The organism is Arthrobacter sp. H14 (genome assembly GCF_000520495.1).
Taxonomy (GTDB): domain Bacteria; phylum Actinomycetota; class Actinomycetes; order Actinomycetales; family Micrococcaceae; genus Arthrobacter_C.
Genome location: NZ_KI914641.1, coordinates 7,801 through 32,646, shown reverse-complemented (window position 1 = coordinate 32,646; position 24,846 = coordinate 7,801). Strand labels below are relative to the sequence as shown.

At 60.3% G+C, this 24,846-nt stretch carries 25 protein-coding genes and 1 riboswitch; of the genes, 12 read left to right on the top strand and 13 right to left on the bottom strand.

Translation table 11 applies throughout. The features are described from left to right. Positions 1-232 precede the first annotated feature (232 nt). Genes Y707_RS24080 through Y707_RS0106780 form a run of 3 tightly spaced genes read right to left on the bottom strand, consistent with a single transcriptional unit; the run spans position 233 to position 3,598 of the window. A complete protein-coding gene (locus Y707_RS24080; RefSeq protein ID WP_051441724.1) occupies positions 233-526 on the bottom strand; it encodes a winged helix-turn-helix domain-containing protein in 294 nt (97 codons plus the stop codon). After that, the gene (locus Y707_RS24075) at positions 474-1,061 is read right to left on the bottom strand and encodes a response regulator transcription factor (protein ID WP_081744678.1); all 588 of its coding nucleotides are present in this window, start codon (positions 1,059-1,061) and stop codon (positions 474-476) included. The genes Y707_RS24080 and Y707_RS24075 overlap by 53 nt, the downstream gene beginning before the upstream one ends. Beyond that, positions 1,058-3,598, bottom strand: a complete 2,541-nt coding sequence (locus Y707_RS0106780) for a DUF4118 domain-containing protein (protein WP_253905089.1) — start codon at positions 3,596-3,598, stop codon at positions 1,058-1,060. The genes Y707_RS24075 and Y707_RS0106780 overlap by 4 nt, the downstream gene beginning before the upstream one ends. Positions 3,599-3,836: 238 nt before the next feature. Between Y707_RS0106780 and Y707_RS30540 the strand changes: the two genes are divergently transcribed. From Y707_RS30540 to Y707_RS24070, 4 genes are all read left to right on the top strand, one after another. Then, complete coding sequence (locus tag Y707_RS30540) at positions 3,837-4,025, top strand: hypothetical protein (RefSeq protein ID WP_155852784.1); 189 nt, start codon at positions 3,837-3,839, stop codon at positions 4,023-4,025. A gap of 16 nt (positions 4,026-4,041) precedes the next feature. Then, positions 4,042-5,400, top strand: coding sequence for a TrkH family potassium uptake protein (locus Y707_RS0106765; protein WP_253905088.1), 1,359 nt, complete (start codon positions 4,042-4,044; stop codon positions 5,398-5,400). Further along, positions 5,393-6,100 (top strand): potassium channel family protein, encoded by a 708-nt coding sequence (locus tag Y707_RS0106760; RefSeq protein WP_216699218.1) that lies wholly within the window; start codon positions 5,393-5,395, stop codon positions 6,098-6,100. The genes Y707_RS0106765 and Y707_RS0106760 overlap by 8 nt, the downstream gene beginning before the upstream one ends. A gap of 189 nt (positions 6,101-6,289) precedes the next feature. Further along, positions 6,290-7,225 carry a ketopantoate reductase family protein gene (locus tag Y707_RS24070; protein WP_051441736.1) on the top strand — a complete coding sequence of 312 codons (936 nt, stop codon included), beginning with the start codon at positions 6,290-6,292 and terminating at the stop codon, positions 7,223-7,225. Positions 7,226-7,269: 44 nt separating this feature from the next. Here Y707_RS24070 and Y707_RS0106750 read toward each other — a convergent pair whose 3' ends face one another. Continuing rightward, a complete protein-coding gene (locus Y707_RS0106750; protein ID WP_026534512.1) occupies positions 7,270-8,250 on the bottom strand; it encodes an arsenic resistance protein in 981 nt (326 codons plus the stop codon). A gap of 86 nt (positions 8,251-8,336) precedes the next feature. Next, the gene (locus tag Y707_RS0106745; RefSeq protein ID WP_162150182.1) at positions 8,337-8,834 is read right to left on the bottom strand and encodes a hypothetical protein; all 498 of its coding nucleotides are present in this window, start codon (positions 8,832-8,834) and stop codon (positions 8,337-8,339) included. Between the two features lie 107 nt (positions 8,835-8,941). Here Y707_RS0106745 and Y707_RS33125 point away from each other — a divergent pair, with 107 nt between their 5' ends. From Y707_RS33125 to Y707_RS0106730, 3 genes are all read left to right on the top strand, one after another. Next, entirely contained in the window at positions 8,942-9,070 is a 129-nt protein-coding gene (locus Y707_RS33125) for a hypothetical protein (protein ID WP_275451193.1), read from the top strand. 61 nt (positions 9,071-9,131) lie between these two features. Further along, positions 9,132-10,637 (top strand): asparagine synthase (glutamine-hydrolyzing), encoded by a 1,506-nt coding sequence (gene asnB, locus Y707_RS0106735; protein WP_081744677.1) that lies wholly within the window; start codon positions 9,132-9,134, stop codon positions 10,635-10,637. 22 nt (positions 10,638-10,659) lie between these two features. Continuing rightward, on the top strand, positions 10,660-11,451 hold the full coding sequence (locus tag Y707_RS0106730; protein WP_026534509.1) for an alpha/beta fold hydrolase: 792 nt from the start codon (positions 10,660-10,662) through the stop codon (positions 11,449-11,451). On the opposite strand, the gene Y707_RS24065 is transcribed toward Y707_RS0106730, so the two are convergent. Continuing rightward, complete coding sequence (locus Y707_RS24065; protein WP_081744676.1) at positions 11,433-12,737, bottom strand: AI-2E family transporter; 1,305 nt, start codon at positions 12,735-12,737, stop codon at positions 11,433-11,435. The genes Y707_RS0106730 and Y707_RS24065 overlap by 19 nt on opposite strands. A 285-nt stretch (positions 12,738-13,022) precedes the next feature. On the opposite strand from Y707_RS24065, the gene Y707_RS0106715 reads away from it, so the two are divergent. Next, positions 13,023-16,673 carry a bifunctional glycosyltransferase/CDP-glycerol:glycerophosphate glycerophosphotransferase gene (locus Y707_RS0106715; protein ID WP_162150181.1) on the top strand — a complete coding sequence of 1,217 codons (3,651 nt, stop codon included), beginning with the start codon at positions 13,023-13,025 and terminating at the stop codon, positions 16,671-16,673. A gap of 41 nt (positions 16,674-16,714) precedes the next feature. On the opposite strand, the gene Y707_RS0106710 is transcribed toward Y707_RS0106715, so the two are convergent. Next, on the bottom strand, positions 16,715-17,575 hold the full coding sequence (locus Y707_RS0106710; RefSeq protein WP_026534507.1) for a hypothetical protein: 861 nt from the start codon (positions 17,573-17,575) through the stop codon (positions 16,715-16,717). A gap of 198 nt (positions 17,576-17,773) precedes the next feature. Here Y707_RS0106710 and Y707_RS24060 point away from each other — a divergent pair, with 198 nt between their 5' ends. From Y707_RS24060 to Y707_RS0106690, 4 genes are all read left to right on the top strand, one after another. Beyond that, complete coding sequence (locus Y707_RS24060) at positions 17,774-18,577, top strand: alpha/beta fold hydrolase (RefSeq protein WP_253905087.1); 804 nt, start codon at positions 17,774-17,776, stop codon at positions 18,575-18,577. After that, positions 18,555-18,938 carry a DUF3040 domain-containing protein gene (locus tag Y707_RS0106700; protein WP_081744674.1) on the top strand — a complete coding sequence of 128 codons (384 nt, stop codon included), beginning with the start codon at positions 18,555-18,557 and terminating at the stop codon, positions 18,936-18,938. The genes Y707_RS24060 and Y707_RS0106700 overlap by 23 nt, the downstream gene beginning before the upstream one ends. Before the next feature lie 244 nt (positions 18,939-19,182). Next, positions 19,183-19,512, top strand: coding sequence for a hypothetical protein (locus Y707_RS24055; protein ID WP_155852782.1), 330 nt, complete (start codon positions 19,183-19,185; stop codon positions 19,510-19,512). 58 nt (positions 19,513-19,570) lie between these two features. Then, positions 19,571-19,870, top strand: a complete 300-nt coding sequence (locus Y707_RS0106690; protein ID WP_026534505.1) for a DUF4193 domain-containing protein — start codon at positions 19,571-19,573, stop codon at positions 19,868-19,870. A gap of 686 nt (positions 19,871-20,556) precedes the next feature. Here the strand turns inward: Y707_RS0106690 and Y707_RS29605 are convergent. The 6 genes from Y707_RS29605 to Y707_RS24045 all read right to left on the bottom strand — a co-directional run. Continuing rightward, positions 20,557-21,225 (bottom strand): C40 family peptidase, encoded by a 669-nt coding sequence (locus tag Y707_RS29605; protein WP_253905086.1) that lies wholly within the window; start codon positions 21,223-21,225, stop codon positions 20,557-20,559. A 41-nt stretch (positions 21,226-21,266) separates the two neighbouring features. Beyond that, positions 21,267-21,491 carry a LysM peptidoglycan-binding domain-containing protein gene (locus Y707_RS0106675; protein WP_026534504.1) on the bottom strand — a complete coding sequence of 75 codons (225 nt, stop codon included), beginning with the start codon at positions 21,489-21,491 and terminating at the stop codon, positions 21,267-21,269. 4 nt (positions 21,492-21,495) lie between these two features. Next, a riboswitch (cyclic di-AMP (ydaO/yuaA leader) is annotated at positions 21,496-21,699 on the bottom strand. Positions 21,700-21,872: 173 nt separating this feature from the next. Beyond that, positions 21,873-22,508 (bottom strand): LysE family translocator, encoded by a 636-nt coding sequence (locus Y707_RS0106665; RefSeq protein ID WP_026534503.1) that lies wholly within the window; start codon positions 22,506-22,508, stop codon positions 21,873-21,875. A 9-nt stretch (positions 22,509-22,517) separates the two neighbouring features. Next, positions 22,518-23,258 (bottom strand): GAF and ANTAR domain-containing protein, encoded by a 741-nt coding sequence (locus Y707_RS0106660; protein ID WP_026534502.1) that lies wholly within the window; start codon positions 23,256-23,258, stop codon positions 22,518-22,520. Between the two features lie 164 nt (positions 23,259-23,422). Then, positions 23,423-24,214 carry a 5'/3'-nucleotidase SurE gene (surE, locus tag Y707_RS0106655; protein WP_051441723.1) on the bottom strand — a complete coding sequence of 264 codons (792 nt, stop codon included), beginning with the start codon at positions 24,212-24,214 and terminating at the stop codon, positions 23,423-23,425. Beyond that, positions 24,204-24,846 (bottom strand): PfkB family carbohydrate kinase (locus tag Y707_RS24045; RefSeq protein WP_173401446.1); only part of this gene is annotated, 643 nt, incomplete at its 5' end. The genes Y707_RS24045 and surE, both read right to left, overlap by 11 nt.

Below are 24,846 nucleotides of genomic sequence, written 5' to 3'. Positions count from 1 at the left end.
GACGAACAAGAGCCTGCCGACGAGTCGCCGGCCGAATTGGATGGGCAGTTATCCATCAACGATTACCTCATTGAACTCGGTGAGGAACCGGTCCTGAAAATCATCGTGACTGAACCGACCGACGAGGAAATTGCGGCGTTCTTCGAAGACGAAGCCAACAATCAGTAGCCAACAGTCCGCCGCCGCGCGCGCCTTTCCCGGATGAACGGGTCCAAGACTATTGGGGCGACAGTTATGGCACCAGGCGGTAGCCGACCCCGGGTTCGGTGATGAGATGGCGTGGGTTGGCGGGATTTGGTTCCAGTTTCCGCCGCAGCTGGGCGATGTAGACACGCAGGTAGTGGGTTTCGCGGTCCAAATGAGGCCCCCGGATTTCCAGCAGCATTTCACGGCGACCGACGACGTCCCCGGGGTGGCGGGCGAGGATTTCGAGAAGCTGCCATTCCGTTGGGGTGAGGCGGACCTCGTTTCCGTTACGGCTGACGCGGCGGCGGGCAAGGTCGACAGTGAACGAAGCCGTCTCCACGACCGGCGCCGTGGTGGCAGGCTGCCCCGACGTCCCCGGGGTGGCGGGCGAGGATTTCGAGAAGCTGCCATTCCGTTGGGGTGAGGCGGACCTCGTTTCCGTTACGGCTGACGCGGCGGCGGGCAAGGTCGACAGTGAACGAAGCCGTCTCCACGACCGGCGCCGTGGTGGCAGGCTGCCCACGTCGTTCAGCAGCGCGCAACCGGGCCAGCAGTTCATCCATTCCGAACGGTTTGCTGACGTAGTCGTCGGCGCCGGCATCGAGGGCCTCGACTTTGTCGTCGCTGGTCTGCCGGGCGGACAAAACAACCACTGGAACCTGGGACCAACCACGCAGCGCCCGCAGCACATCGAGTCCATCCAGGTCTGGAAGGCCCAGGTCGAGTACGACGACGTCGGGATGCCCCTTTGCCGCCAAGTCCAATGCAGCGGCGCCGCTTAGGGCGACATCGGCGTCGTAATGGCGGGCACGAAGAGTGATTGCCAGCGCCCGGGCGAGGGCAGGTTCGTCTTCCACGATAAGGACGCGGGTCATGGCCACTCCTCGGCTACGATCTTGAGATTGAAGACCATGGTGAGGCCTCCGCCGGGAGTGTCTTCGGCATCAAGGGTTCCACCGTTCGCCTCGGTAAAGCCACGTGCGACTGCGAGGCCAAGACCAAGGCCATGTCCATCGGGTGCATCGCCGAGCCGTTGGAAGGCATGGAACATATCTTCCCTCTTGTTCTCAGGAACGCCGGGACCACGGTCGGCCACTCTAAGCACCAGCGAAGTTCCAGCGTATCCGGCCGCGACGAGCACAGGTTCCGCATCCGGGGCATGACGGACGGCGTTTTCGACAACGTTGGCAACGGCCCGTTCAAGTAACCCAGCGTCCGCATTAACCAATGGCAAGGTCTCCGGGACATCAATGACCACACGTCCAGCGGGAATTGCCGACAGGGCCCGGGGAACTACTTCATCCAATGCAACCGGGGCGAGCCGGGGAACGACGGCCCCAGCGTCGAGGCGGCTCATATCCAGAAGGTTATCGATCAAGGCTTTCAGTTGATCGGCGGACTCCTCGATACCGGCCAGTAGATCGGCCTGGTCGGCCGGTGTGAGTTCGTACAGATCCGACCTCAGGCTGCTGACACTCGCTTTGACCCCGGCCAGTGGAGTGCGCAGGTCGTGCGATACCGCGGCGAGCAGGCTGGCGCGGATAGCCGTCCTCTCCCGTTCCTGCCGATTGTTGCGGGACTCGGCACGCAACCGGTCCCGTTCAATCAGCGCCCCGGTTTGGGATGCCATGGCGGTCGCGATGCGCAAGTCTTGTGCTGAAATCGGGCGGCCGCGCAAAGCCAGAACCATTCCAGTACCGACCGGGATTGTTGTGTCAGCCTCCTCGGGGCTTTGAGGCGGGTTGGATCCGGCGTGGCCGTGTGGCGCCCACGATCCGCTGGCCAGATGTTCGAGCAGGGCCGCCGAGGAGAAGTTAAACATTTCCCGTACCTGTTCGAGGAGGGCCGACGCCGCGTTGTCACTTTGCAGAACTGATCCGGCGAGCGTGGCAAGCGTATCGGCCTCGGTCCTCGCATGGGCTGCTTGCCGTGACCGGCGGGCCGCAAGATCCACCACTGCCGAAACCGCCGCGGCGACGCTGACAAGAACGATGATCGCCAGGACGTTCGCGGGCTCGTTGATGGCCCACGTATGGAGCGGATCCGTGAACCAGTAATTCGCCAGCAGTCCACTGGCAGACGCCGCGAAGATGGCCGGCCAGAGCCCGCCGACCAGTGCTATGCCAACCGTCAACGCCAGGAAGAGCATTAATACGTTCGGTAGGCCTTGTTGGCCTTGGTGAAAATATAGGACAGCACCCAACAGCGGTGGTCCTGCGACGGCGAGTGCCCATCCGGCAGTCAATCGGGCTCTGGAGGGAGGTCCCCGCGCCGGTGGCCGTCTCCTTCCACGGCCGGCGTGTTCGTGAGTGACGATGTGCACGTCAATGTCCCCGCAATCGCGGACCACTTCCCGACCCACCCCTGGGGAGATCGCCGCCGAGAGCCGGCTGCGCCTGCTGGCACCGAGGACAATCTGGCTGGCGTTTATGCCCCGTGCGAAGGTCAGAATAGCTGAGGTGATGTCGTCGCCGACGACGGTGTGCCAGGTACCGGACAGCGACTCCACGAGCGCTCTCTGGTGCGCGAGCGTAGTTGGCAGGGCATCAGCCATGCCATCGCTGCGGGATACGTGCAGTGCCAACAGTTGTCCACCTTGAGCACGTTGAGCGATCCTCGCACCACGGCGGATCAACGCGTCTCCCTCCGGCCCACCGGTCAGCGCAACGAGGACGCGTTCCCGTGCAGGCCAAGGCGAATCGATGTCATGCTCGATGCGGTATTTTTCCAGTGCATCATCGACACGATCAGCTACCCACAGCAGAGCCAGTTCCCGCAGCGCGTTCAGGTTGCCGAGCCGGAAGTAATTCGTCAATGCGGCGTCAATCTTCTCCGCTGAGTACACGTTGCCGTGGGCCAGCCGTCGCCGAAGCGCCTCCGGGCTCATATCGACGAGCTCTATCTGGTCGGCGCGGCGCACCACAGCATCCGGTACTGTCTCCTGCTGTGGAATGCCGGTGATGGATTCGACGACGTCGTTAAGTGACTCCAGATGCTGCACATTCATGGTGGTGACGACATCGATACCGGCTGCGAGGATCTCTTCGATGTCCTGCCACCGCTTGAAATTGCGGGAACCAGGGACGTTGGTGTGGGCCAGCTCGTCTATCAAGGCCACCGATGGAGCACGGGCGATCACTGCCTCGACGTCCATCTCCCCGGATTCGATACCGTTGGCGGTGCCTGTCCGTCGGGTCACCACTTCCAGTCCGTCGAGCAGTGCTTCGATGGGAGTTCGGCCATGAGTTTCGACGAAGCCTATGACAATATCGTTGCCACGTTCATGCCGCCGATGGCCCTCGCTCAGCATGGCGTATGTTTTGCCGACTCCAGGTGCCGCCCCCAGATATACCCGCAGGCTTCCACGGTGCACGTCCACCATCGCCTCACTCTCTGTTATCGCTGCATCCATAGAACCACTGAAGGCGCTCCATTGGCGGCCCAGGCTCCACATTCATACGGAATCCAGACGCCTGTCATGTCTTCGAAGTCGGGAAATCAGCGTCGATGCCCGCAGGAGCGTGCCCCGTCCGGGATCCGTCAGGAACCGCACCAGGACCGTCAGGATTCCATCAATATCGGCCAAAACCGGTGATGCGGAGAGGAACATTGACATCAAAGGTCCATTTCGAAAATGTGAGGTGGGAACGGTGAGATCTTCGGAGGTAATGCGGCTGCTGGGAATTGTCCTGGCGGTTCTGGTGTGCGCCTTTCTTGCTCTCGGCATAGCCGGTTTGGTCCTGGAGTTGTCCGCATGGATCGTGGTGTTGGCTTTCCTGCTGGCAGCCTGTTGTGGAATAGGCGCCATCGCGGCCCTGCGTACAGATGATCGTTGGTAGTACCACAATGCAATCAGTGGGCTTGCTGTTGCGGCGGTTCTTCAAGCGGTTCGAACCCCGTCACCCGGCTCAGTTCATCGTGCTCGGATTTGCCGGAGCCATCGCCGCTGGAACGGCACTGCTGCTGCTTCCAGTCTCGAAAGCAGGCAACGGGGGCGCGACGTTCATCGAAGCATTGTTTACCGCCACGTCCGCCGTCTGCGTCACCGGACTGATCGTCGTCGACACACCCGTCTACTGGACCCCGTTTGGCCACGGCATCATTCTGATAATGATCGCAGTCGGTGGTTTCGGCATCATGACTTTCGCCTCTCTGCTGGGCGTGCTGCTGTCGCGGAAACTGGGCTTGGTATCCCGTGTCTCGACGGCGGCCGAGACTAAGAGTGTCGGTTTCGGAGATGTGAAACAGGTCGTGCTGGGAGTCCTGAAAATCAGCCTGATCATTGAAGCCCTCACTGCGGCCGTCCTGACCGCGCGCTTTTACATCCGTTATGAAGAAACATGGGGAGATGCGCTGTGGCTCGGTATCTTCCATTCCGTCTCCGCGTTCAATAACGCCGGCTTCGCCCTCTACAGCGACAGCCTCATGCGCTTCGTCGGTGACCCATGGATCTGTTTACCGATCGCAGCAGCCGTGATCCTCGGCGGACTCGGGTTCCCTGTCCTGTTCGAACTGCGCCGCCGGTACCGGGTCCCCCGGCACTGGTCCATGAACACCAAACTGGTGATCAGTGGAACGGTCGCACTGTTGTTTATCGGCACCATTTTCATCTCGGTGATTGAGTGGAACAACCCTGCCACGATGGGCCGCCTCCCAACCCAGGACAAAGTCCTGGCGGGCTTCCTCCAATCGGTGCTGACCCGCACGGCCGGATTCAACAGCCTCGACATCACCGCGATGCACCCGGTTACCTGGCTGGGGATGGACATTCTCATGTTCATCGGCGGTGGCCCGGCAGGTACCGCCGGTGGGTTGAAAATCACCACCTTCGGCGTACTGTTCTTCATCATGTACGCCGAAATCCGTGGTGAAACAGCCGTCAACGTTTTCGGAAAGCGCCTCTCCCGAGCAGTGCACCGCCAAGCGCTCACCATTGTGTTGCTCTCCGTCGGGCTATTGGCGCTTTCAACAATGGCCCTGATGCTGATCACTGAATTGCGCCTCGACCGCGTTCTCTTCGAAGTCGTCTCAGCCTTCGCCACCGTGGGAATGTCCACCGGAATCACCGCCGCCATCCCCAGCAGCGGCCAACTGATCCTCGTCATGCTGATGTTCGTCGGCCGTCTCGGGCCGATCACCTTCGCCACAGCCCTGGCATTGCGGCACCGCCCGCGCCTCTACGAGTACCCCAAGGAAAGGCCGATCATTGGCTAGCAGATCACCCGTATTCACCCGCCGTACCCCGGAACGACTGGCCGAGGCGGATTCCGTCGTCGTCATAGGTCTGGGCCGGTTCGGCAAAGCTCTCGCACTGGAGCTTGAAGAGGCTGGAACGGAAGTGCTGGGAATCGACGCCGACGAGGCAATAGTCCAATCTCTCAACGGGCAATTAACCCACGTCGTCCGCGGCGACTCCACTCAGGAAGACGTCCTGCGCCAGCTTTCAGTGCCCGGGTTCGACCGGGTTGTCGTAGGAATCGGAACGAATCTGGAAGCCAGCATCCTCACCACATCGAACCTGCTCAAATTCAAAAACCCAACGATCTGGGCCAAAGCCACCAGTGATACGCATGGCCAGATCCTTGAACAGCTCGGGATAACCAACATCATTTTTCCCGAGCAGGACATGGGCCGTCGGGTCGCCCACCTGGTACGGGGCGCGCTGCTCGACTATGTCGAGTTCGAAGACAACTTCGCCATGGTCAAGACCAGCCCTCCACTCGTTTCCCAAGACCGGCCGCTCGGAGTGACAGAAATTCGCCGCAAATACGGCATTACCATTGTGGCGGTAAAAAGGGCCGGCGGAGAGTGGGACTACACCACCGCCCAAACAGTCCTCTACGACGACGACACCATCATCGTTGCCGGGCCCACCAAGAAGACCGAAGAATTCAGCCTGTTACCCAAATCCTGAATGCAGACGCCGGGTTCGGCATAGGCTCGAAGTATGGACAACGAGATGCGGCGCTGTGGGTGAGCACGTTCCCGCGACGCTGGCCGAACCCATCGAAGTCGTCTGCTCCAACGGCTGAGAGACTGGAAGCAATCAGAACTATGTCCTCTTAGCACCTTAATGGTCGGGGGCGATTGGAAGGAAGCACGGATGCGGGTATTGATTGTTGGTGCGGGAGCTACCGGAGGCGCCTTTGGAATCCGGCTACAGGAAGCGGGCAAGGACATCACGTACCTTGTTCGTACGGAACGCCAGCGACTCCTGCAAAGGGATGGTCTGCGCTTCCTCGCCCCGGACGGCGACCGGACGCATGCCGTTACAGCAGTCACCAGCATCACTGAGGGCGATCACTATGACCTGGTGGTGATTGCGGTGAAAGCACCAGCACTCAAGGGGATCCTCGAGACTGTCCGCCCGGCAATCGGCGACAAGACACTGATTTTGCCGTTCCTTAACGGCCTTGACCATATTGATCTGCTCGAGGACGTATATCCAGGACAGGTTATCGGCGGTCTCGTGAAAATCGTCGCCATGGTCGACGAAGCCGGTGCCATCCGGCAGATGGCACCACTTTCCACAATGACCGTCGGGGCGCTGACCGGCGACCCGCTTCCCGACTCCCTCAAGGAAACCCTCGATGTTCCCGGCATGCCCCCGCCCATTACGAACACGGTAATGCAGCAACTCTGGGAAAAGTGGGCGTTCATCAGCGCGGCAGGAGCAATCACCTGCCTGCTGCGCAACAATGTGGGCGCAATCCTCGAAGCAGGAGGCGGACCCCAAATCCTGCAAGCCATCGCCGAAACCGAAAACGTTGCGGCAGCAGCCGGCTACCCGGTGAGCGAGCCCGGGCATCAGCAGAGCCTGAATATGCTGACTGCTCCGGGGTCTACGTTCACCTCTTCGCTTTACCGCGATCTGCAAAGCGGGCAAGCAGTCGAAGCCGAGCACCTTCTCGGCTCCCTCGCGGCCCGCGCACGAACCCTAAACGTCGATACGCCGTTCTTGGACCTCGCCGTGGCCCAGGTGCGGGCTCACCACATCAACCCCACCGGAGGAGGAATCTTCGAGCCAGCCTCTGCCTGAAGCATGTTCAGCAGGGCGTCCCGCTTCCCCTGGTACGCACGCATCTAACTGGACTGCAGGCTCTGGTCCGTACTGATGATCTTCGGGACAATCTTGACGTAGGCCACCATACCGATGAGTTCCACTAACGTCTGGGTAACGACGACGAGGGGTACCAAGGCGAGCGGCTCCGGAAGGGCGAGGGCCAGCGGGAGTACGACCAACGAGTTTCGTGTCGCGCCACTGAAAATCACGGCCTTCGTACTTCCGGCGTCAAGCTGCCCTATTCGCGACGCTGCCATGCCCAGCGGAACCATCACCACGAGGAACGCAGCATAAATGGGGATAACCGACAGCAAGGATCCAATCCGGTTCCCGACGCTGACAATCTGTGACCCAACGACGACAGCCAGCGTCAGCATCATCAAAGGAACCATCAGCCCTTCCATCATCGTCATCACGGAACCGCCAGCGCTTGCCCGCTTCGCCCATTGTTGCGTGAGTGCGGCCAGCACAAGCGGGATGATGATCAACAGGACAAGCGCCTCGACGAAGGGCCCGGGTTCAATCGCCGAAACCAGCTCGGGGCCAACAAAGACCAGCAGGTATAAGGGCAACAGCAGCATCTGCGTCAGCATCAACAGCGGTGCAGCAGCAAGAAGCCGATCGCTTGAGCCGCCAGCCAATCCCGAGAACACGATCACATAATCAATACAGGGGGTCAGCAGCACCATCAGCATCCCGATCAGCAGGGCCCGATCATCTGCGATGAACCGCGACAGCCCAAAAACAACGCCCGGTACGACAACGAAATTCAGGACGAGAACGGTGGCCATGAACCGGACATCGCGTACCGCCTTACCGATCGAAGCAAACGGGATACCCAGGAAAGTCGCAAACAGCAGAAGCCCCAGGGCGGGGTTGATTGCCTGCTCAAGGGGTACGGACGAGGCAGGAACCAGCCAACCAAAAACCGCTCCCGCGACAATGGCCAACAGGTAAAGGCCGATCTGGCGCCGTTCCACCGCTTTGATCACACGCGTTATTCCCACGCCTCAAGCCTAGGCCGGTACGCATGCAGCACCGGAACATACCGAAGTACCCCGGCACCACCATGAAAGTGTCGTCTCAGCTATTCTCCCGTAATGCGATGCCCCAACCAGATCGGGCTGCAAGGAGAAACGACGCCGTCCAAAAGCTCCTCTACCGGGATCCCCTGGACCTCCGGAAGAACCAGACTCTCGACGTCGGAAGCCTCCGCCGAATCGCGCTCGGCGGTGAGCAACCACAGGACGGCAAGGCTGTTTTGCAGGCCCATGCCACCGGATCCGCGTACAAGGTTGATGCGGGCCAGAACCAGATAGACGGTGCCCGCCACAGCGCCGTTCGTGGTGAAATGCACGACGTCGTCCAGCCACTGGATCTGTTGGTACCAGGCTTCGACGGCGGCCCAGGTGGCGAACATCAAGGTGACGCAGAAAAGGGCGTCGAACGGGCGCGGAATCAAAGTCAGCCGGGGCACCAGCAGCGCGAGGAACACGACTGCGAACAACGCGATTTCTCCCCTGCCCATCCACGCGATCGCGGTAAAGAGGCTCACCACCGCCGCGAACCGCATCAGGTCCGCCACAACACCGCAGGCCCCGTGCGACGCCGGCCAGTTCCGTTCTGCGCCGCAGCGCACCGGTGGTTCCAGCTTCTCGTCCGCTTTCATGGCATTTGTCCCTCCGTTAGGTTGTGCCGGTAAGAACCGATTGGCTGGAGAAGAACAAGACGAATGAAGACGACGTCAAGAATGTCCGCATTGCAGCGGCGGATCTGGAATCGGCCGAGTTCGAACGCGATCATGCGTCCCTGAATCGTTGAAAGGACTGAGGGTCGTCACTGCGTAGACTGGAGATACATATTTACAACGTGGGAGCTCATTTTGTGCGGCATCGTCGCAGTTCATCGTACAGATTCGCCAGCAGTGTCGGCAGCAGATATATCGGCCGGCGAGAGGATGTTGGATCGAATCATCCACCGCGGGCCGGATGGGCGGGCCTCCCGGCAAGTGGGACAAACCTTCCTCGGCCATAACCGGCTCTCGATCGTCGATCTGCCCGGCGGGAACCAACCGATCGGTTCAGACCATGGCCACTGGCTCGTCGCCAATGGGGAAATCTATAACCATGCCGAACTCCGCGCCGACAGCACCTACCGGTTCCGCACCGACTCGGACAATGAGGCGGTCCTCGCAGTAGCCCTGCAGCAGGGTATCGACGCCATTGGCGACCTCCGCGGGATGTATGCCTTTGTCATCGCACGTGAGGACGGAACATTCATCGCGGCCCGGGACGAGCTCGGCGTTAAGCCCCTGTACTGGGCCGACGTCGACGGGGCCGTGTATTTCGCCTCCGAGCTGCGTGCCTTCGACGAAAAGATACGCCCGGAAGTTCGCGAGTTCCCTCCCGGGCACGCGTGGTCATCCAGCGAGGGCCTAATCCGCACCAAACGCTATGTGCCACCTGTCCCGGCTCCTGCGGACCGGGCTGAGGCCGTACGCCGCATCCGCGAAACTGTCATTACCGCCGTGCGCCGGAGGATGATGGCTGATATCCCGGTTGGGGTCTTCCTCTCCGGTGGCCTTGACTCGAGCATCGTCGCTGCAGTGATGGCGCGGTACGCGGACAATAAGTGGGGGCCGGTGCGTTCGTTTGCCGCCGGCACCGAGGGCAGCAGCGATCTCATCGCCGCCCGGCGGATCGCAGAGCATCTGGGCCTGGATCACACCGAACGTGTCTACTCTTCGGATGAGGCGGTCAATGCACTTCCCTCCGTCGTCGCCAGTATTGAGTCGTTCGAACCGTCGCTGGTCCGTAGCGCCGTGCCGAACTATCTGCTCGCCGAGACCGCCGCCCAGTCGGTCAAGGTAGTTCTCACCGGCGAGGGCGCCGATGAACTGTTCGCCGGATACGACCATCTTCGCGAAATAGAGGAGTCCCAGTTGCAGGAAGAACTGGAACGCAGCGTCCGCGGACTGCATAACCTCAATCTGCAGCGCTGTGACCGCGTCACCATGGCTCACGGCTTGGAGGCACGTGTGCCGTTCCTGGACCGCGACGTGGTGAACCTCGCCGAGCAGATTCCCATAGCGTGGAGGCTGCCGGGGCTCTACGGGCAGGAGAAGGCGCTGCTCCGCGAAGCGTTCGAGGGCTGGCTGCCGGACGACCTGCTGTGGCGGCCGAAAGAGCAGTTCGGCGATGGAAGCGGAACCGCCGACGTCATGCGTGAACGAGCGACCGATTTTGAGTCTTCTGCGAACTGGCACGAAGAACGTGTCGCCGGACTGGATGCGCCGCGGAGCCGAGAGGAACTTGCCTACCAGCGTCTTTTCGCCGCAGAGCTTGCAGGCATCGACGCGGCCGTGCTGGGAAGGTTTGCCACCGCCTGAGCGATCCGGAGATCACCGCACAATGGAAGCAATAAACGACGTCGACGGCGTCCGGATTTCCTATCGGGAGTTCGGGGAGGGGCCGCCGATCATTCTCGTCCATGGGTCTGCTCTATCCGGTGCGATCTGGCGCGGCCTGGGCTACATCAAAGCCCTGCAGGAGGAGTACCGCGTTGTCACCATTGATCTTCGCGGCCACGGCCGGAGCGGCAAACCGCATGATCCGGAAAGCTACGGTATGGACCGCGTCGTCGGCGATATCTTCGCCGTCATGGATGCGGCCGGCATTTCCGCGGCGCACTACTTTGGCTACTCGTTCGGCGCCAGAATTGGCTTTTCACTGCTGGCCCGCCACGCTGAGCGGATACTGTCCTTCGTCTCCGCGGGCGGCACCTACCTATCCCCCGCGGGACAAATAGAATCGCTCTTTTTCCCCGGCTACGATGCGGCCCTGGCATCCGGCGGCATGCCGGAATTCCTGCGTCAGTGGAGCAGCGTCAAGAACAAAGACATAGATCCACAAACTGCCGCCGCCTTCCTGGCCAACGATCCAGCTGCTCTCCGCGCCTACTTCAGCCGCAGTGAGACGGAGTCAGGCGTCCCGGAGGAAGTCCTTCAATCCATCCCGACCCGTACTTTGCTACTGGCGGGATCCATGGACCGGCTCCGTTACCGGGATTCCGAACGGGCCGCCTCGCTGATGCCGGACGCACAATTCCGCCTGCTGCCGGGCAAAGACCACGAACGCACCCTTCACCCGGCAACTGAGGTCCTGGAACACGTCAGGCCATTCCTCTACTCGTCCGCCCTATAAGACCCGCCGTTCCTCTGACCTTCGTCGCCTTTACCGGAATCCTTCGCGGGCTTGTCCCCCGTGTCGACCGGCCGGGCGGCTGAAGCAGGCCGGGTGTCAGCGACCTCGACGGCGGCGTCCGCCTCCGCTTTCTTCTGCCGCCGCTTGCTCTTGGGACTCGCGCTCAGGCCCCGTCCGGTCTCGTCCAGTGCAGTAGCCCGGTCGGCCTCGTCGACCTCCACTTGGGTAATCACATCATCGTCTTCCGCGTTCCATGCCTTGATCGCGGCCCAGCCCACGGCTGCCACGGGCACAGACAAGATGGCACCGACGATTCCGGCCAGGATGGTTCCGGCAGTCAGCGCGAGCAGGATCACCAGGGCATGCACGCTGAGTGTCCGGCCCATCACAACCGGCTGGAGGAAGTTGCCCTCAAGCTGGTTGACCACAATTACCGCGATGATCACCATGAGCGCTGTGAACGGCCCATTGGCCACCAGCGCAATCAGGGCGGCAAGCACTCCAGCCAGAGTCGCACCCACCAGCGGGATGAAGGCGCCTATAAAAACGATGACGGCCAGCGGCAGCACGAGCGGAACGCCCAGGAAAAAGAGCACAATACCAATGAAGAAGGCATCCACCAGGGCGACAATCGCTGTTCCGCGGACGTAACCGCCGAGCACCTCAAGGCTGCTGTAGCCCACGCGGCGGGCCTTCACCAGCCGCTTGCCCTTGAACGCGCGCAGGATGAAAGCCCAAATCCGCTCGCCGTCCTTGAGGAAGAAGAACAGTATGACCGCCATCAGCAGGGCGCCGGTGATGAAACTCGTCACTGCGCTCAGTCCGGACAAAGCTCCCGCTCCTACCGCGCTGCTTGTCGCAAAATCGACGATGGCGTCCCTTGCCTGCTGGATCTGCTGGTCGCTAATCGGTAAAGGAGCATTCTGAATATAGTTATAGACCTGATTGAAGCCTTCTGTGGCGCGGCGGGCGAGCTCAGCCGCCTGGCTCATCACCGCGAAGACGATGCCCGTAATGATCCCGCCGAAGACGATCAGGAGCATCACGAACGAGAAACCGGTGGCCGCTGCACTGGGCCAGCCTTTGCGGCGCAGCCAGTTAACGAACGGCGCAATCGCAGCAGCGAGGATCAGCGCCAACAGCAGCGGGATAACAACCAGCGACACCTGGATCAGGGCATAAACCAGCACCGTCCCCAATGTCAGCAGCAGCAGCGTCTGTGCCGCCCTGGTGCTGCTGCGGCCCATGCTGTCGCGCCATGGACTTACGTGTTGAACATTTCCCATTTATCTTCACTCCTCTTCCGTCTGCTATCCCTGGTCGACCTCTGATGATTGCCAGCGACTGCCAGGAAGACGACGCTGTCCGCCGCCCTTATCCCGGACACCGACGTCATCATAAGCATGCTTAGCAAGCATGCCATACACCTCTCCGCCTACGGTTTGATGTCGACGAGGTGCACCGTTCTGCACGTTGGTATCGTAAGACGGGTACCCGCGGGAAAGCTTGTCAGAGAATTGCATCGTGCGCCCCATAGAGTGACCATGAAGTGAAAGTAGAGAATGCATTCCTTGAAGAATCGCAATATTGACATTCTGCGGGCCTCGTGGCGGTTGCTGCCTACTACGCTCAAAAGCCGGCTCCAACCGGTTGTGCGGCGGTTTCGGACATCAGATACGAAGAATCCCAATCAAGAAGCTGCCTCGCCCGCTCCCATACTCTCCGTCGTCGTACCTGTCTATAACGTGGAGCAGTATCTGGACGAATGTTTGTCGAGTTTGGCTGCTCAAACCATCGCCCGGATGGAAATCATAATCGTCGATGACGGTTCCACCGATGGGTCATTGGCGATCGCCGAGCGGTATGCAGATAGCGATTCGCGCTTCACTATCGTTAGACAGCCAAACGCCGGTTTGGGTGCAGCAAGGAACACGGGAATTGCCCACGCCAGTGGACGATATCTAACCTTCGCTGATTCCGACGACGTTATCCCGGTGGGTGCGTATCAGTTGATGGTGGACACGCTCAAGGGATCAGGGTCAGACTTCGCCGTCGGATCCGTGAGGAGGCTGGCCGGTGACCAGCGCAGATCTTTTGGATCGGCGGGAGGCGTTCATAGTCGCCAGCGTATAGGGGTCAAGATTGCTGACTTTCCGGAGGCACTTCGGGACGTGTTTGCCTGGAACAAAATGTTCCGCCGTTCCTTTTGGGATGCCAAAGTCGGGGAGTTTCCCGAAGGCCTACGTTATGAAGACCAGGAGCCGTCTGCTAAGGCGTTCCTCCGGGCAGAATCCTTCGACTTCCTCACGGACGTAGTTTATGAGTGGCGAATCCGCCTTGATCGTTCCTCAATCACGCAGCAAAAAACCAGTTTGAGAAACCTTGAAGACAGGCTCACGGTTGTTGGCCGTACGTCTACTCTCGTGCAAGCAGAGGCGGAGGAAGAGGTATGGCGAGAATGGTTGGCCAGGATACTCGGGCACGACCTGGCGCAATACTACCGCCAGGTTCCTCGGGTCCCCCACGCGTATTGGAGCGTTCTCCAAATCGGGGTAAAGACCCTGTTGGCTCTGGCCGATGACGCTGTTTGGCAACGGATGAAAGTGCATGAACGGTTGCTGGTGCACTTGGTGGCAGCCGGGCATCGCTCCGATCTTGAGATTGTTCTACTGCACCTGGCCCAATATGGCCCTTCATTCCCGCTTGTGAACCGTGGGGGCATACTGGCAGCCGAGCCGTCATTCCTGCCCAGACTGGAACATCGCATAGAAGAGGGGCTGTTTCGCGTTGACCCGCGTGACCTGCAACTCCGGAGCCGGCTGACCGCTGTCCGGGCCGCCGGCGACGGGAATTTTGAGGTAGAGGGAGCCGCATACGTTCCTGGGATGGATTTGGAATCAAACCCTTCGGAGTTGATGCTGCGGCTCAAAGCAGATGATGGAAGAGCGCCCGTCAAGCTGCACACCAGTCGGTTTCGCAATGACGCAATAGACCAATTCTCAAACGACGCATGGACCAGCCACAGCCGGGCGGCATTCAGGACAACCATTGACCCCCGTTGCTTGGAAAACACCAACGACGCACATGACAGTACCGTCGCGGCGGAATGGCATCTGGAGATGACACTAAGTGTCGCTGATGTTACTGTCTCCGGAGCATTCTCCGGGCGCGATCGTTCGGGTCCCGCTGCAACTCTGCCCCTACTGGCAGCAGGTGAAGCCAGTAGGTGCGTTGCCCGGTTTGATGACAGCAAGGGATTGGTTCTCCAAGTTGTCCCTGCGATTTGGAAGGCTACGACGGTCGAGCTGATTGGGCGCAACCTTAAGCTGGAAATTTCAACGCCGGAAGGCGAAACAGCGGAGGGCCTGGTACTACAGGCACGGGGCCGGAAAATGTCCGTGACGGCGGCGCCGCATTCCTCAAGCCCTGGAAAAGCGGAATTCCTCGCAGGGCTTCCGGAACTGCCGGTCCCAGCCCCAGGGGAGAGTCCGTCGAAACCGCACACATGGCAAGTACGGGTGCAATCAGATTCCGGCACCTCGCATCGCCTGACATGGCCGGGTTCTTCTGCCGAACTACGCCATCAGTACCCCGAGAATCTGCCTTTGCGCCCGGTTGTGGGGACGCTTGGCCACCTTGAACTAAGAGAATCCGCTCTGGCCATCTTTGCGGAGAAGGTAACTCTGGATAGCGAACATGAAAAGTTGATCATCAAAGGATTCGCAGCTGCCGGGATGAAGACCGATGCGCCGCGGATGGTCCAGGATATGAACCTGGTTTCCAACGAGACCAAGCTGACCTCTTCCCGCTTCACGATGGCGGACAACGGTGGTTTTGAAGTGGAATTTCCACTGGCCCAGGATATTTGGGGAAGACGCGTTGCTGCCCCTCGGCCCGGAAGCTATGTCCTGCAGTATCTAACTAAGCAAATTGGCGACGACGAGTTCCAGGATACTGTTCCAGTCGCCGCCGGGCTCGAGTCATCGCTTCCGCTTGAGTTCCCCCTGCCCAGCACGAAGATCCGCGTTACGCGCAGTGCCATCGCGGCTAATCTCTACATATCATTTGATACACCTCTAAATCCTGACGAATCAGGAAAGCTGCACCAGACTAAACTCATAGCAGCTCTAAGTTCAACGGCCCACAGTCCGCGAACTGATGGTTCGATCCTTTTTGAATCATACGGAGGCCGGGCTGTCTCCGACAGCGGGCTGGAACTCCACCGTGAACTGGTCCGGCTGGGCGATACACGTCCCAAATACTGGTCGGTGAAGGATCGGTCCATCTCAGTTCCGCCCGGTGCTGTGCCCGTGATACGACACTCGCGGAAGTGGTATGAGTTGCTCGGGTCCGCAGAGCTCCTCGTTAATAACGGATTGTTCCCCCATTACTTCCGTAAGCATTCCAGGCAGAAATACGTCCAAACCTGGCGTGGCACCCCCCTGAAGAGGATAGGCCACGACGGTCCAACTGCACATCTGGAGCTGACTGAACTTGCAGCATTGAAACGGGAGGCTGAGGATTGGGACATTCTATTGGCCCAGAACGACTTTGCTGCAGACGTGTTGCCAAAAGCACTCGGCTACAACGGCGAATCCTTGGTTACTGGCTCCCCACGGAACGACGCTCTGTTCGGTGACGTCGATGTCCGGCGTCGACGGGCCAGAGAACTGCTTGGAATCGCCGACCATAAAAAAGCAATTCTTTATGCACCCACCTGGCGCGATGATGTGACTGATGTCAGGAAACCGCACGGACAAGTCGATTTCATGGATTACGGCGTACTTCAGAACGCCCTGGGGGACGACTTCATGGTATTGCACCGGAGTCATCCGGATATGACAGGGCCACGGCATTCGCCGGTAGATGTCGGATTGGACGTAACGTCATACCCGGACATCAACGAGCTTTATCTCGCGGCCGACATCCTGGTTACCGACTACTCTTCAGCGATGTTCGACTTCTGCAACACGGCAAAGCCCATCTATTTCCTGGTTCCCGACCTCGATTCAGCCAGGGAAGGGGATCGCGGCTTATATCTGGATCTGGAGACAGTTGCACCTGGTCCCATGGTCAATTCGACGCTCGAACTCGTCGCCGCCATGGAAACGCAAGCTGATCCCGGTTCACATCAGACAGCCGCGTACGCTGCATTTGTCAGAAGATTTTCACCGTACGACGACGGTCACGCAGCTCGACGTGTTATAGACGCTGTTTTCTAGTCCGCACAGATTCAGGTTAATCGCCGGCATTGAGCCCTTGGCTATTTCCAAACTTCCAGCGCTGTAGCCGGATAGTTGGGTTCGATACTGCTGCGAAAGACGTCCGTGGATTTGAAGTAGCTGCCAGGATAAAGCGCTACCTCCCGCCCTAGCATGGAGCCCGCAATCGCTATATGCATTCGATCGGTATAGATCTTCCGGTATGGAGCAAGGATCTGAAAGAAAGGAAGAGCAGGTTGCAGGTGTTTAGCCTGCAGGCTGAGATCGAGGTTGTCCGCGGGCAGCTTTGCCTCGGGGTGCTGCTCTTTATCGTCGCGGAAGAAATTGCCGCGCTCAATAACTGGCTCCCCCACCGGCACCGTTAACTCCAAGTAGAACGCCATATCGTGACAAAAGACGCTCATGGGGTTGACCTTCTGACTCGTGTGACGATCGCGTGAGAAGTATGTGATTCGGTCAGGGTCGATGTCGTCCAGTGGAGGCAGTTCGAAAGTTGTCGGTAGAAGCACCACGTGGTCGAAGAGCCAGGCGTTTGCCGCTAGAAAATTCCGGGTGCTGGGCCATGCCTCGCAAAAGGCCCCTCCACCGCCGGCAATGAGGAGAGTATCTGAAAGGCGAAGTCCCGTCCCTTCCAATGCCTTTCGAATCTGTGCAATTTTCGGCCGATCAATCTGGGTGTATTCGATACCATGCTCATGAAAGAACTGCACCGTTCCCTCATGTATGAGGCCATCACCCCAATTGCCGATATTTGGCACATAGAGGATCCTCTTGCCGGACCCGGCTTCGCGGATCCTCTCAAGCAGGAGATCATACTCCTGGTCGCCTCTGAGGTTCCATAAGTCGGTCCGGTCTGTTGCGCTGGCGCTGCGTTTTGGGCGGGAAGGGAGTATCCATGTCACCTGTGCATCCTATCTGCCTTTATCAGCAGTCAGCGCTACCTTCTGTTACCTCGCTGCAGTACCTCCGCCAGGCGCGTCAGCGGTATGCCCTGCCTAATGTCAGCAGCAGGCAATCCTCGACGCTGATCGCAACGAACTGGTTGTATGTACATCAGGAACGCACCTCCGGGAAACGGGGCGTCCTTTCAAAGCGTCGAAGTGGACGGGTTGGAAATTCACATCCACTCGACCACCAGTCAACACGAGCGCCAAGGACTCCCTGCCTTTGTTCTGGTTCACGGCATCGGCATGTCCCACCGGTATCTGAACAGATTGCACGAGGTCCTTGCCGACCATGGCAATACCTACTCCATCGATCTGCCAGGCTTCGGAAGCACCCGCACGCCTGAAGACCAGCTCTCGATGTCCGACTACGCAATATTGCTCGCACATGTCCTTACTCGACTGGAGGTGAGCAACGCCGTCCTGGTGGGCCATTCCATGGGCGCCCAAACCGTCGTCGAGTCCGCCATTGAGCAGCCCGGCCTGGCATCCCACCTCGTATTGATAGGCCCCGCCGTCGACTCCGCCCGTCGAACAGTTTCCGAACAGGCGTTGGCGCTCTTATCCAACGCCTTGATGGAATCCCCGTCGCTCACGGGACGGCAATTGCTTGACCTTCTGCGGTGCGGACCCCGATGGTTCCAGCGGGAACTGCCGGTGGTCATGTCCTATCCGCTCGAAGACCGGCTTTCAGAAGTGGAGCAGCCTGTGCTCGTCGTGAGGGGTGGCCACGATCCGGTGGCTCTGCCGTCATGGTGTCAACGGCTGGCGGATGGAGCAAGGAATGGGCGCTTGCTCGAAATCCCAAGCCATGCCCATGGCGTTCAACACAGCGCGCCCGGGGACGTCGCCGCGGGGATTCTGGGGTTCCTCGACCCAAACCTTGCGGACCCCGCAGGCCCGCATATAATCAAAGTTAGAGGTCGAGCAGTCGGCCATGAGTTTCTTCTTCGGAGTTGACGATGAGCACCTATCAGTTCCACCGGGGGCGAGGCTGATGTCCCTGACTGAGCGCGAGCGGCGGGAACTCGCCGAGCTCGAACAACGCATGGCGGAGGAGGATCCGCGGTTCGCGGCCTCTCTCTCTTTCGGGGACAACCCGAACCGGTCGACCAAGCACGTCCTGCTCGGACTGCTCACTGTCGTTATCGGTGTGGTCGCCCTCGTGGTGTCTATGACTTTCTCAATTGCCCTGGTCGGAGTTGTAGCTCTGCTGATCATTACGGCTGGCATTGCCTGGACTGTCCTGCTCGGTTTCAAGGCCGACGGCCCCACCTCCCGGTCCCTTAGGAAGTATTTCGGACGTAAACACGACGGCTGAATGTGCCATGCCCCGGACACTGTCCGGGGCTTTGAGCGACTTGATCGCCTGTCGCGATGCCGCGCGTTTTACATGCGTGCATTCATTATGTACTCTGTTGGCGGTTGAGCAGTGGCCATGGAAACTTCTGATGGAGTAAACCCGTGGAACTTGCACTGCAGACGGCTGTCCGTATGGACACCGGCCCACTACTTTTTTCCGGCAAATCTGTCGTTCTTGTTATGGCTCCGCAAGGGGTTCCGGCATGAGTGATGAGATGAGCTCCGCCCCCTCGGCAGGTCCGCAGCCCGCCGGGGCCGGTGCTGCCAACAACCCTACAGAGGAGGCGCTTGTCCCATCAGGTTCCGACGCATCAGGTACCTACCTGGAGCCCGGCGAGGCCTTCCCCCTGGACCTGTCCGGGATGGCTACTGATGATTTGCACATCCTCAACAGCCGCGTGTCCCGGCAACTGGACATGGAATACATCTACCGCGGAGGGCCACACCCCGAAACCCACGGACGCTTTCACGAGCTGGCTGAGGAATTGGACACACGGCAAACCGCGGAAGACGCAGGAACGAATAAACCGTAGGCTGCGGTTGTTCACTCAGAACTACTTCAGAAATATAGAAATTGGAGTGTCCATATAAATGGCAACAGATTACGACGCACCGCGTCAGACCGACGACGACACCGCCTCCCAGTCCCTTGAGGAGCTGAAGGCACACCGGAGCGATAACCAGTCCTCCGCCGTCGACGTCGATGAAGCCAAGGAAGCCGAAGAATTCGAGCTTCCCGGCGCAGACTTGTCCGGCGAAGAACTGCTGGTCCGGGTTGTCCCGGCCCAGAAGGACGAGTTCACCTGCATGTCCTGCTTCCTGGTCCGCCACCGCTCACAGATCGCCCGTGAGAAAGACGGAATGGTCTACTGCAAGGACTGCGAAGGCTAACCAGCCGGCTACACTGCACCGCAGCCGACAATAGCTATAAACAAGTGCGCCGCCGGAGACTATCCGGCGGCGCACTTGTTGTCTGCTGGCATGGTCCCGAGCACGAGGACACGGACTATTTAGATCGTGTAGAGGAGGTTCTTCCCGCCCGCCTGCCAATGATCGAGCTTTGGTAGATGCGTCCCTTTGTGGTGCCAGCTCGTCTACCGGAGCCGGAATCGGCGGACGCCTTTTCTCCCGCTTCCGCCTTCTGTGTCTGGACATACGATAAAGAAGCCAGGTGTTCGACTCGTTCCGGAACTTCCTTCCCACTTCGGCGGAGGATGTCCCGTTGTGCGCGCGCAGCCGCGATGTTCACCTTAGTGACTTTCGGCATCTTGCGTTGCCTCCGAACCCTGCTCGTAGTAATCCGCGTTCAGCTGGTCGAACACATTGATGATCATTTCCTGATCGTCTTGATGAATCCACTCTACAGCTGCCAATGCGTTCAATACAGAGACAGCGACCAGCGCACGCAGCCCGTCACTTGCCCACTCGTTGCGGCTACTGCCTGTGCGGTGATCGTGAGCATATGCCTACGATACTCGGGTGTAATCCGGTATCGCGGGGCCGCAAACCTATTGGCGTGTTCAGGTAATTATCGCGGGCTCCTAAACAAGTCGTCGTAAGGACAAGGGCCCGGGTCTTTAGATGGTGTAGTACCCGACGAGCGGCATGGCGTTGACGTTGTGGATCATCGTTCCCTGGCTCGGGTTCAGCGCGCTGATCATCTTGCCGTTGCCCAGGTAGATGCCAACGTGGCTGCCGCCGTTTTGTACGACGACGTCGCCCGGCTTCGGGTTGAACGTGCGGTTCATGGCGTGCCACTGGTAGATCCGCGGCAGGTCGATCCCGTTCTGGGCGTAGACGTGCTGCACGAAGCCGGAGCAGTCCCAACCGGCCGGTGATGTGCCGGCCCACACGTAGGGCACGCCCTGGTAGGCCCGTGCCGTGGCGGCCAGTCCGGAAGCGGAGGGCAGCTTTTGCACGTTGTTGGACACGTTGCTCACGCGGCGGTCATTGTTCGACTGCGCCGCTCCCCCGTTGGACGCCGGCGCGCTGCCGGAAATCCGGATCACATCGCCCGGGTAGATGATGGTGTTCCCGTCCATGTTGTTCAACTGGAACACGGTCTGCAGGCTGACGCCGTAGCGTGATGCGATCCGGCCCAGGCTGTCGCCGGACTGAACGGTGTGCGTCTTGGCGGAGACGCTGGAAGTGTTGTTCGCTGCGGTGCTGCCTCCGTTGGAGACGCTCCTCGATGGTGAAGACTGCGAACTCTTCGAGTACTGGATGCGCTCGCCCGGGTAGATCATCGTGTCATTCCAGCCCATGCCATTCAGCGAGAAAATCGAGCTCAGGCTGACCCGTGCTGGTTCGCGATCTTGTTGAGCGTGTCGCCCCGCTCAACAGTGTGGCTGGCCGCGTTTGCGGTAGCGCCCATGGTCAGCAGCATTCCCGATGATGCAGCGAGAACGGCAGCAGGACGGCCGACAGACCCGGCGTTGGATGCCACAGCCGACGAGAGTGCTTTGGCGGTATTAATGCGCACCGGCGCGCGGTGGCGTGCGTTCTTGGACACAGATGTAGCCTCTCCCAGTGCCTGCGGGGTTAGCTGTCGGATTCGGATGGGAGTCACCCGGACACAGTTGGTTCCACCGTGAAAATCCATGGTGGCCTGACGCGTCTTCACCCCTGGGACTTCTAACGAGTCCCTACGGTTTCCCCGCCTCTGCCGGACGAAGTGCGAACGGACCTTGAACAGCGGCAGAGTTAGGCATTCTGATCAAGGACGTCGATCGTGATGAAACCGACGCAAACCTGACAGTACATCACAAATGTGCAACTTGTCACCATGCGCCACTCCGATAACATCCGAAACATCTGCACCACATGTCACAAAAGGGTGACTTTTCGGGGCGGCCGGAAGCGAAGGGTGCTCATCGACCGCCTGGCTGCGTTTTTAGGTTTCGACGACGGCGGAGGCTGCGGTTCCGACGCCGAGGGCCGCGAGGATCGCCCCGGAGGAACGCTCCAGATTCCTGGTCACGCGCGGCCGGTTTAGCCAGGCGTTCGCCTTCGCCGCAACCAAACACAGCACAACGAGATAGACCAGAATGATGGCCCCCAGCGTCGCGCCGAGCAGCATGGTGGTGGCGAATACCGAACCGTCCCGTGGCAGGAACTGGGGCACGATGGCGATGTAGAACAGTCCGACCTTGGGATTCATCATGCAGGAGAGCAGGCCCGCGCCAAACGCCGGTAGTCCGGCACTTCTGATCGCTTCCTTACCGGCATCGGCCGGAAGCTTGTCCGGCCGTGGCCCGCGGAAGGCCTGGATACCGAGATAGATCAGGTACAAACCGCCAAGTATTTTCAGCACCCTATAGGCGACGGCGGATTGTTCGATCAGCGACGCCAGTCCAATGCCGACCAACGCGGCCCACATCAGATTGCCCAGGGCCGAGCCGCAGGATGCGGCCAGGCCAGCTGTTACCCGGCGGAGGCTGTACCGCAGGGCGAGAAGGCTCTCAGGCCCGGGCGTCACGGCCAGTACGACGCACAAACCGCAGAAAGCCAAGTAGGACGAGATGGTCATTTCGGTCTACTACGCCTGAAAGTGGGTTTCCGCCGGAACCTGACCTGTGGACGCGACAAGGCCGGCAGCAACATCGCGCAGTTTGATGTTCCGGGCACTTGAAGCAGATTTAAGGATCTTGACCGCTTCCTCCTGCGAGCAGCGGTTTTGCCCCATGATGATGCCCACGGCGAGGTCTATGTTCGTCCGTGACTCCATCGCCGCTTCAAGGTGCTTGCTGGTGTCGCTGAGATGAGCCATGCGCACCGCCAAACGCAGCGATATGGAAGCCTCCCTGGCGAACTCCTCTGCTGCCTTAACGGCATCGTCGTTGAATGCATCAGCAACTGTTGAGTAGAAATCGAGTCCCGCATTGGCGTCGCCGTCCAACGGAACCGGGATACCCAGCGCGGAAAGCAGCCCATGTCCGGCGACGGCGTCGCGGTATTCGGGAAAGCGCTCGTCCGTCGGCATATTGCGCACATGCACCGTATACCCTTCGCGCGCGGCACGCAGGCATGGGCCGTCGTCGAAGTCGTACTGAATCTCGTCCATTTTCCCGGCGTGCTCGCTGCTGCTGGCAACCGTTGCCATTACCCGCGGGCGCAGCAGGGTCACTGCGCACAGCACCTCACCGGAGGACTTCGACGACAGCGCGGACACGGCAAGGCGCGTCAGCCCGCTGAGGAACTGCTCCACGTCCCCGCTTCCCATCACCATGTCGAGGAGGGCGCTGTTGACGTCCGCCTCCGTCAGCGTGGCATCAGTCATGTCATTCCTGCTTTCATGCGGCGGGCAGTTCCGCCCAAATCGTTGGTCCACTTTAATCCTGGAAGCTTCGGCAACCTTTCCTCAGTTTAGCCGCAGCATCCGGAATACCAGCGTCGAGAGTGCCCTATTGTTTGTCACAGCCAACCTCCCGGCAGGACCCAGCGCTATTGATTGTCGACGGCGGCATCCAGCGGCAGGGACGTATCCTCACCCACGGAGCGGATCGCCGTGAGGGTGGCGTAGCCGGCGGCCAGGAGGGACGCGTCGCTGTCGGGATGCTGCGGTTCCCGCTCCTCGGAAACCGCCAACCGCACGTGGTCCTCGTCCGGCTCCGTCATGGTGGTTTGGACGACGCCGAACTCGGCAAGCGAGGCAACGCGGCACTCGGGCACGTCCTCACCGACGCCGGCCGGCAGATTGAGGTTCAGCACGGTACCGACGGGCTGATCGATCAGGAATGGAATCAGCCTGCCGGCCAGAGCGCCCGCAGCCGTCCAGCCGTGCGGTTCTGTTCCCAGCGGCACGTCGAGTGAAACCGCCATACCCCTGGCGCCGTTGACTCCCCCGGTCAGGGCGGCCCCGACGGTGCCGGAGTGCAGTATCGCCCGGCCGATGTTGGCCCCGCGGTTGACGCCGGAGAGCACCAGGTCCGGCGCTGTCCCAAAGGTACCGTGGGCGGCCAGCAGCGCGATGAGGGCGGGCGCCGACTGGACGGCGTAGACCGGAATTCCATCCAGACCGTCAAGGCTGCGCCGTTCGAACAGGATCCGGCCGTCTTCTTCCGTCGCCGTAATGGAGGCGCTGCTGCCGCTGAACTCGGAGGCCGGAGCGGCGACGACGACGTTCAGTCCCGCCTTGAGGGCGGCTTGGGCTAGGTGCAGCAATCCCGGAGAGTGGATGCCGTCGTCGTTGGTAATTAATGCGGTGAGAGAACCGCCGTCGGACTCATTTCTCATTTTGCCCTCCATTCGGCTTCACGGGTTTGATCTCCACCAGTTCCCGTAGTTTCTGCACAGCTTCCGCATCGCCGGAGCCCAGCCCATGCCTCGTGACGTTCAGCGCTCCGGCGGCGGCGCCGAGCGTGACTGCGTCGGTGATGGAACCGCCGTCGGCCAAGGTGGCGGCCACGCCAGCGGTGAGCGAGTCGCCGGCGCCGTGGTGGTCGACGACTTCCAGCGACGGCATATGGATTTCGCTGACCTTACCGTCGGCGAGGAGCAGGGAGGGCTCTTCGGCGCGGGTAACGACGACGTTGGCCGCGCCTTCCGAGGCAAGCTGGTGCATGGCGTTGATCAGCTCATCGGTATCGGTCGACTTCACCCGGCCGCCCGACTCCAACTCGTCGTCGGCAACTTTGACCACCGTCAGCCCACCGGCGAGCGCAGCGGACAACCGGTCGCCGGACAGGTCCGCAATGACCCGGCAGCCAACGGTGTTCAGATCGGATGCAAGCCTCCGGTAGACGTCCGCGGTCACAACGTGCTCGCCGGCAGCCCCGCTGAGGATGACCGTGCCGGCCTCTATCCCGGCCTTGAGGGTAATGCCGTAGAGCCGGTCCAGATCGTGGCGGGCCAGCGAGTCGCCGCCG

Bases quoted from the DNA above. Each gene is read 5' to 3' on its own strand.
- Y707_RS24075 (WP_081744678.1), bottom strand. From the start codon at position 1,061: ATGACCCGCGTCCTTATCGTGGAAGACGAACCTGCCCTCGCCCGGGCG.
- Y707_RS0106730 (WP_026534509.1), top strand. From the start codon at position 10,660: ATGGAAGCAATAAACGACGTCGACGGCGTCCGGATTTCCTATCGGGAG.
- Y707_RS0106780 (WP_253905089.1), bottom strand. From the start codon at position 3,598: ATGGATGCAGCGATAACAGAGAGTGAGGCGATGGTGGACGTGCACCGT.
- Y707_RS0106660 (WP_026534502.1), bottom strand. From the start codon at position 23,258: ATGACTGATGCCACGCTGACGGAGGCGGACGTCAACAGCGCCCTCCTC.
- Y707_RS0106665 (WP_026534503.1), bottom strand. From the start codon at position 22,508: ATGACCATCTCGTCCTACTTGGCTTTCTGCGGTTTGTGCGTCGTACTG.
- Y707_RS24055 (WP_155852782.1), top strand. From the start codon at position 19,183: ATGAGTGATGAGATGAGCTCCGCCCCCTCGGCAGGTCCGCAGCCCGCC.
- Y707_RS24070 (WP_051441736.1), top strand. From the start codon at position 6,290: ATGCGGGTATTGATTGTTGGTGCGGGAGCTACCGGAGGCGCCTTTGGA.
- surE (WP_051441723.1), bottom strand. From the start codon at position 24,214: ATGAGAAATGAGTCCGACGGCGGTTCTCTCACCGCATTAATTACCAAC.
- Y707_RS0106700 (WP_081744674.1), top strand. From the start codon at position 18,555: ATGAGTTTCTTCTTCGGAGTTGACGATGAGCACCTATCAGTTCCACCG.
- Y707_RS24065 (WP_081744676.1), bottom strand. From the start codon at position 12,737: ATGGGAAATGTTCAACACGTAAGTCCATGGCGCGACAGCATGGGCCGC.
- Y707_RS29605 (WP_253905086.1), bottom strand. From the start codon at position 21,225: ATGATCTACCCGGGCGAGCGCATCCAGTACTCGAAGAGTTCGCAGTCT.
- Y707_RS0106690 (WP_026534505.1), top strand. From the start codon at position 19,571: ATGGCAACAGATTACGACGCACCGCGTCAGACCGACGACGACACCGCC.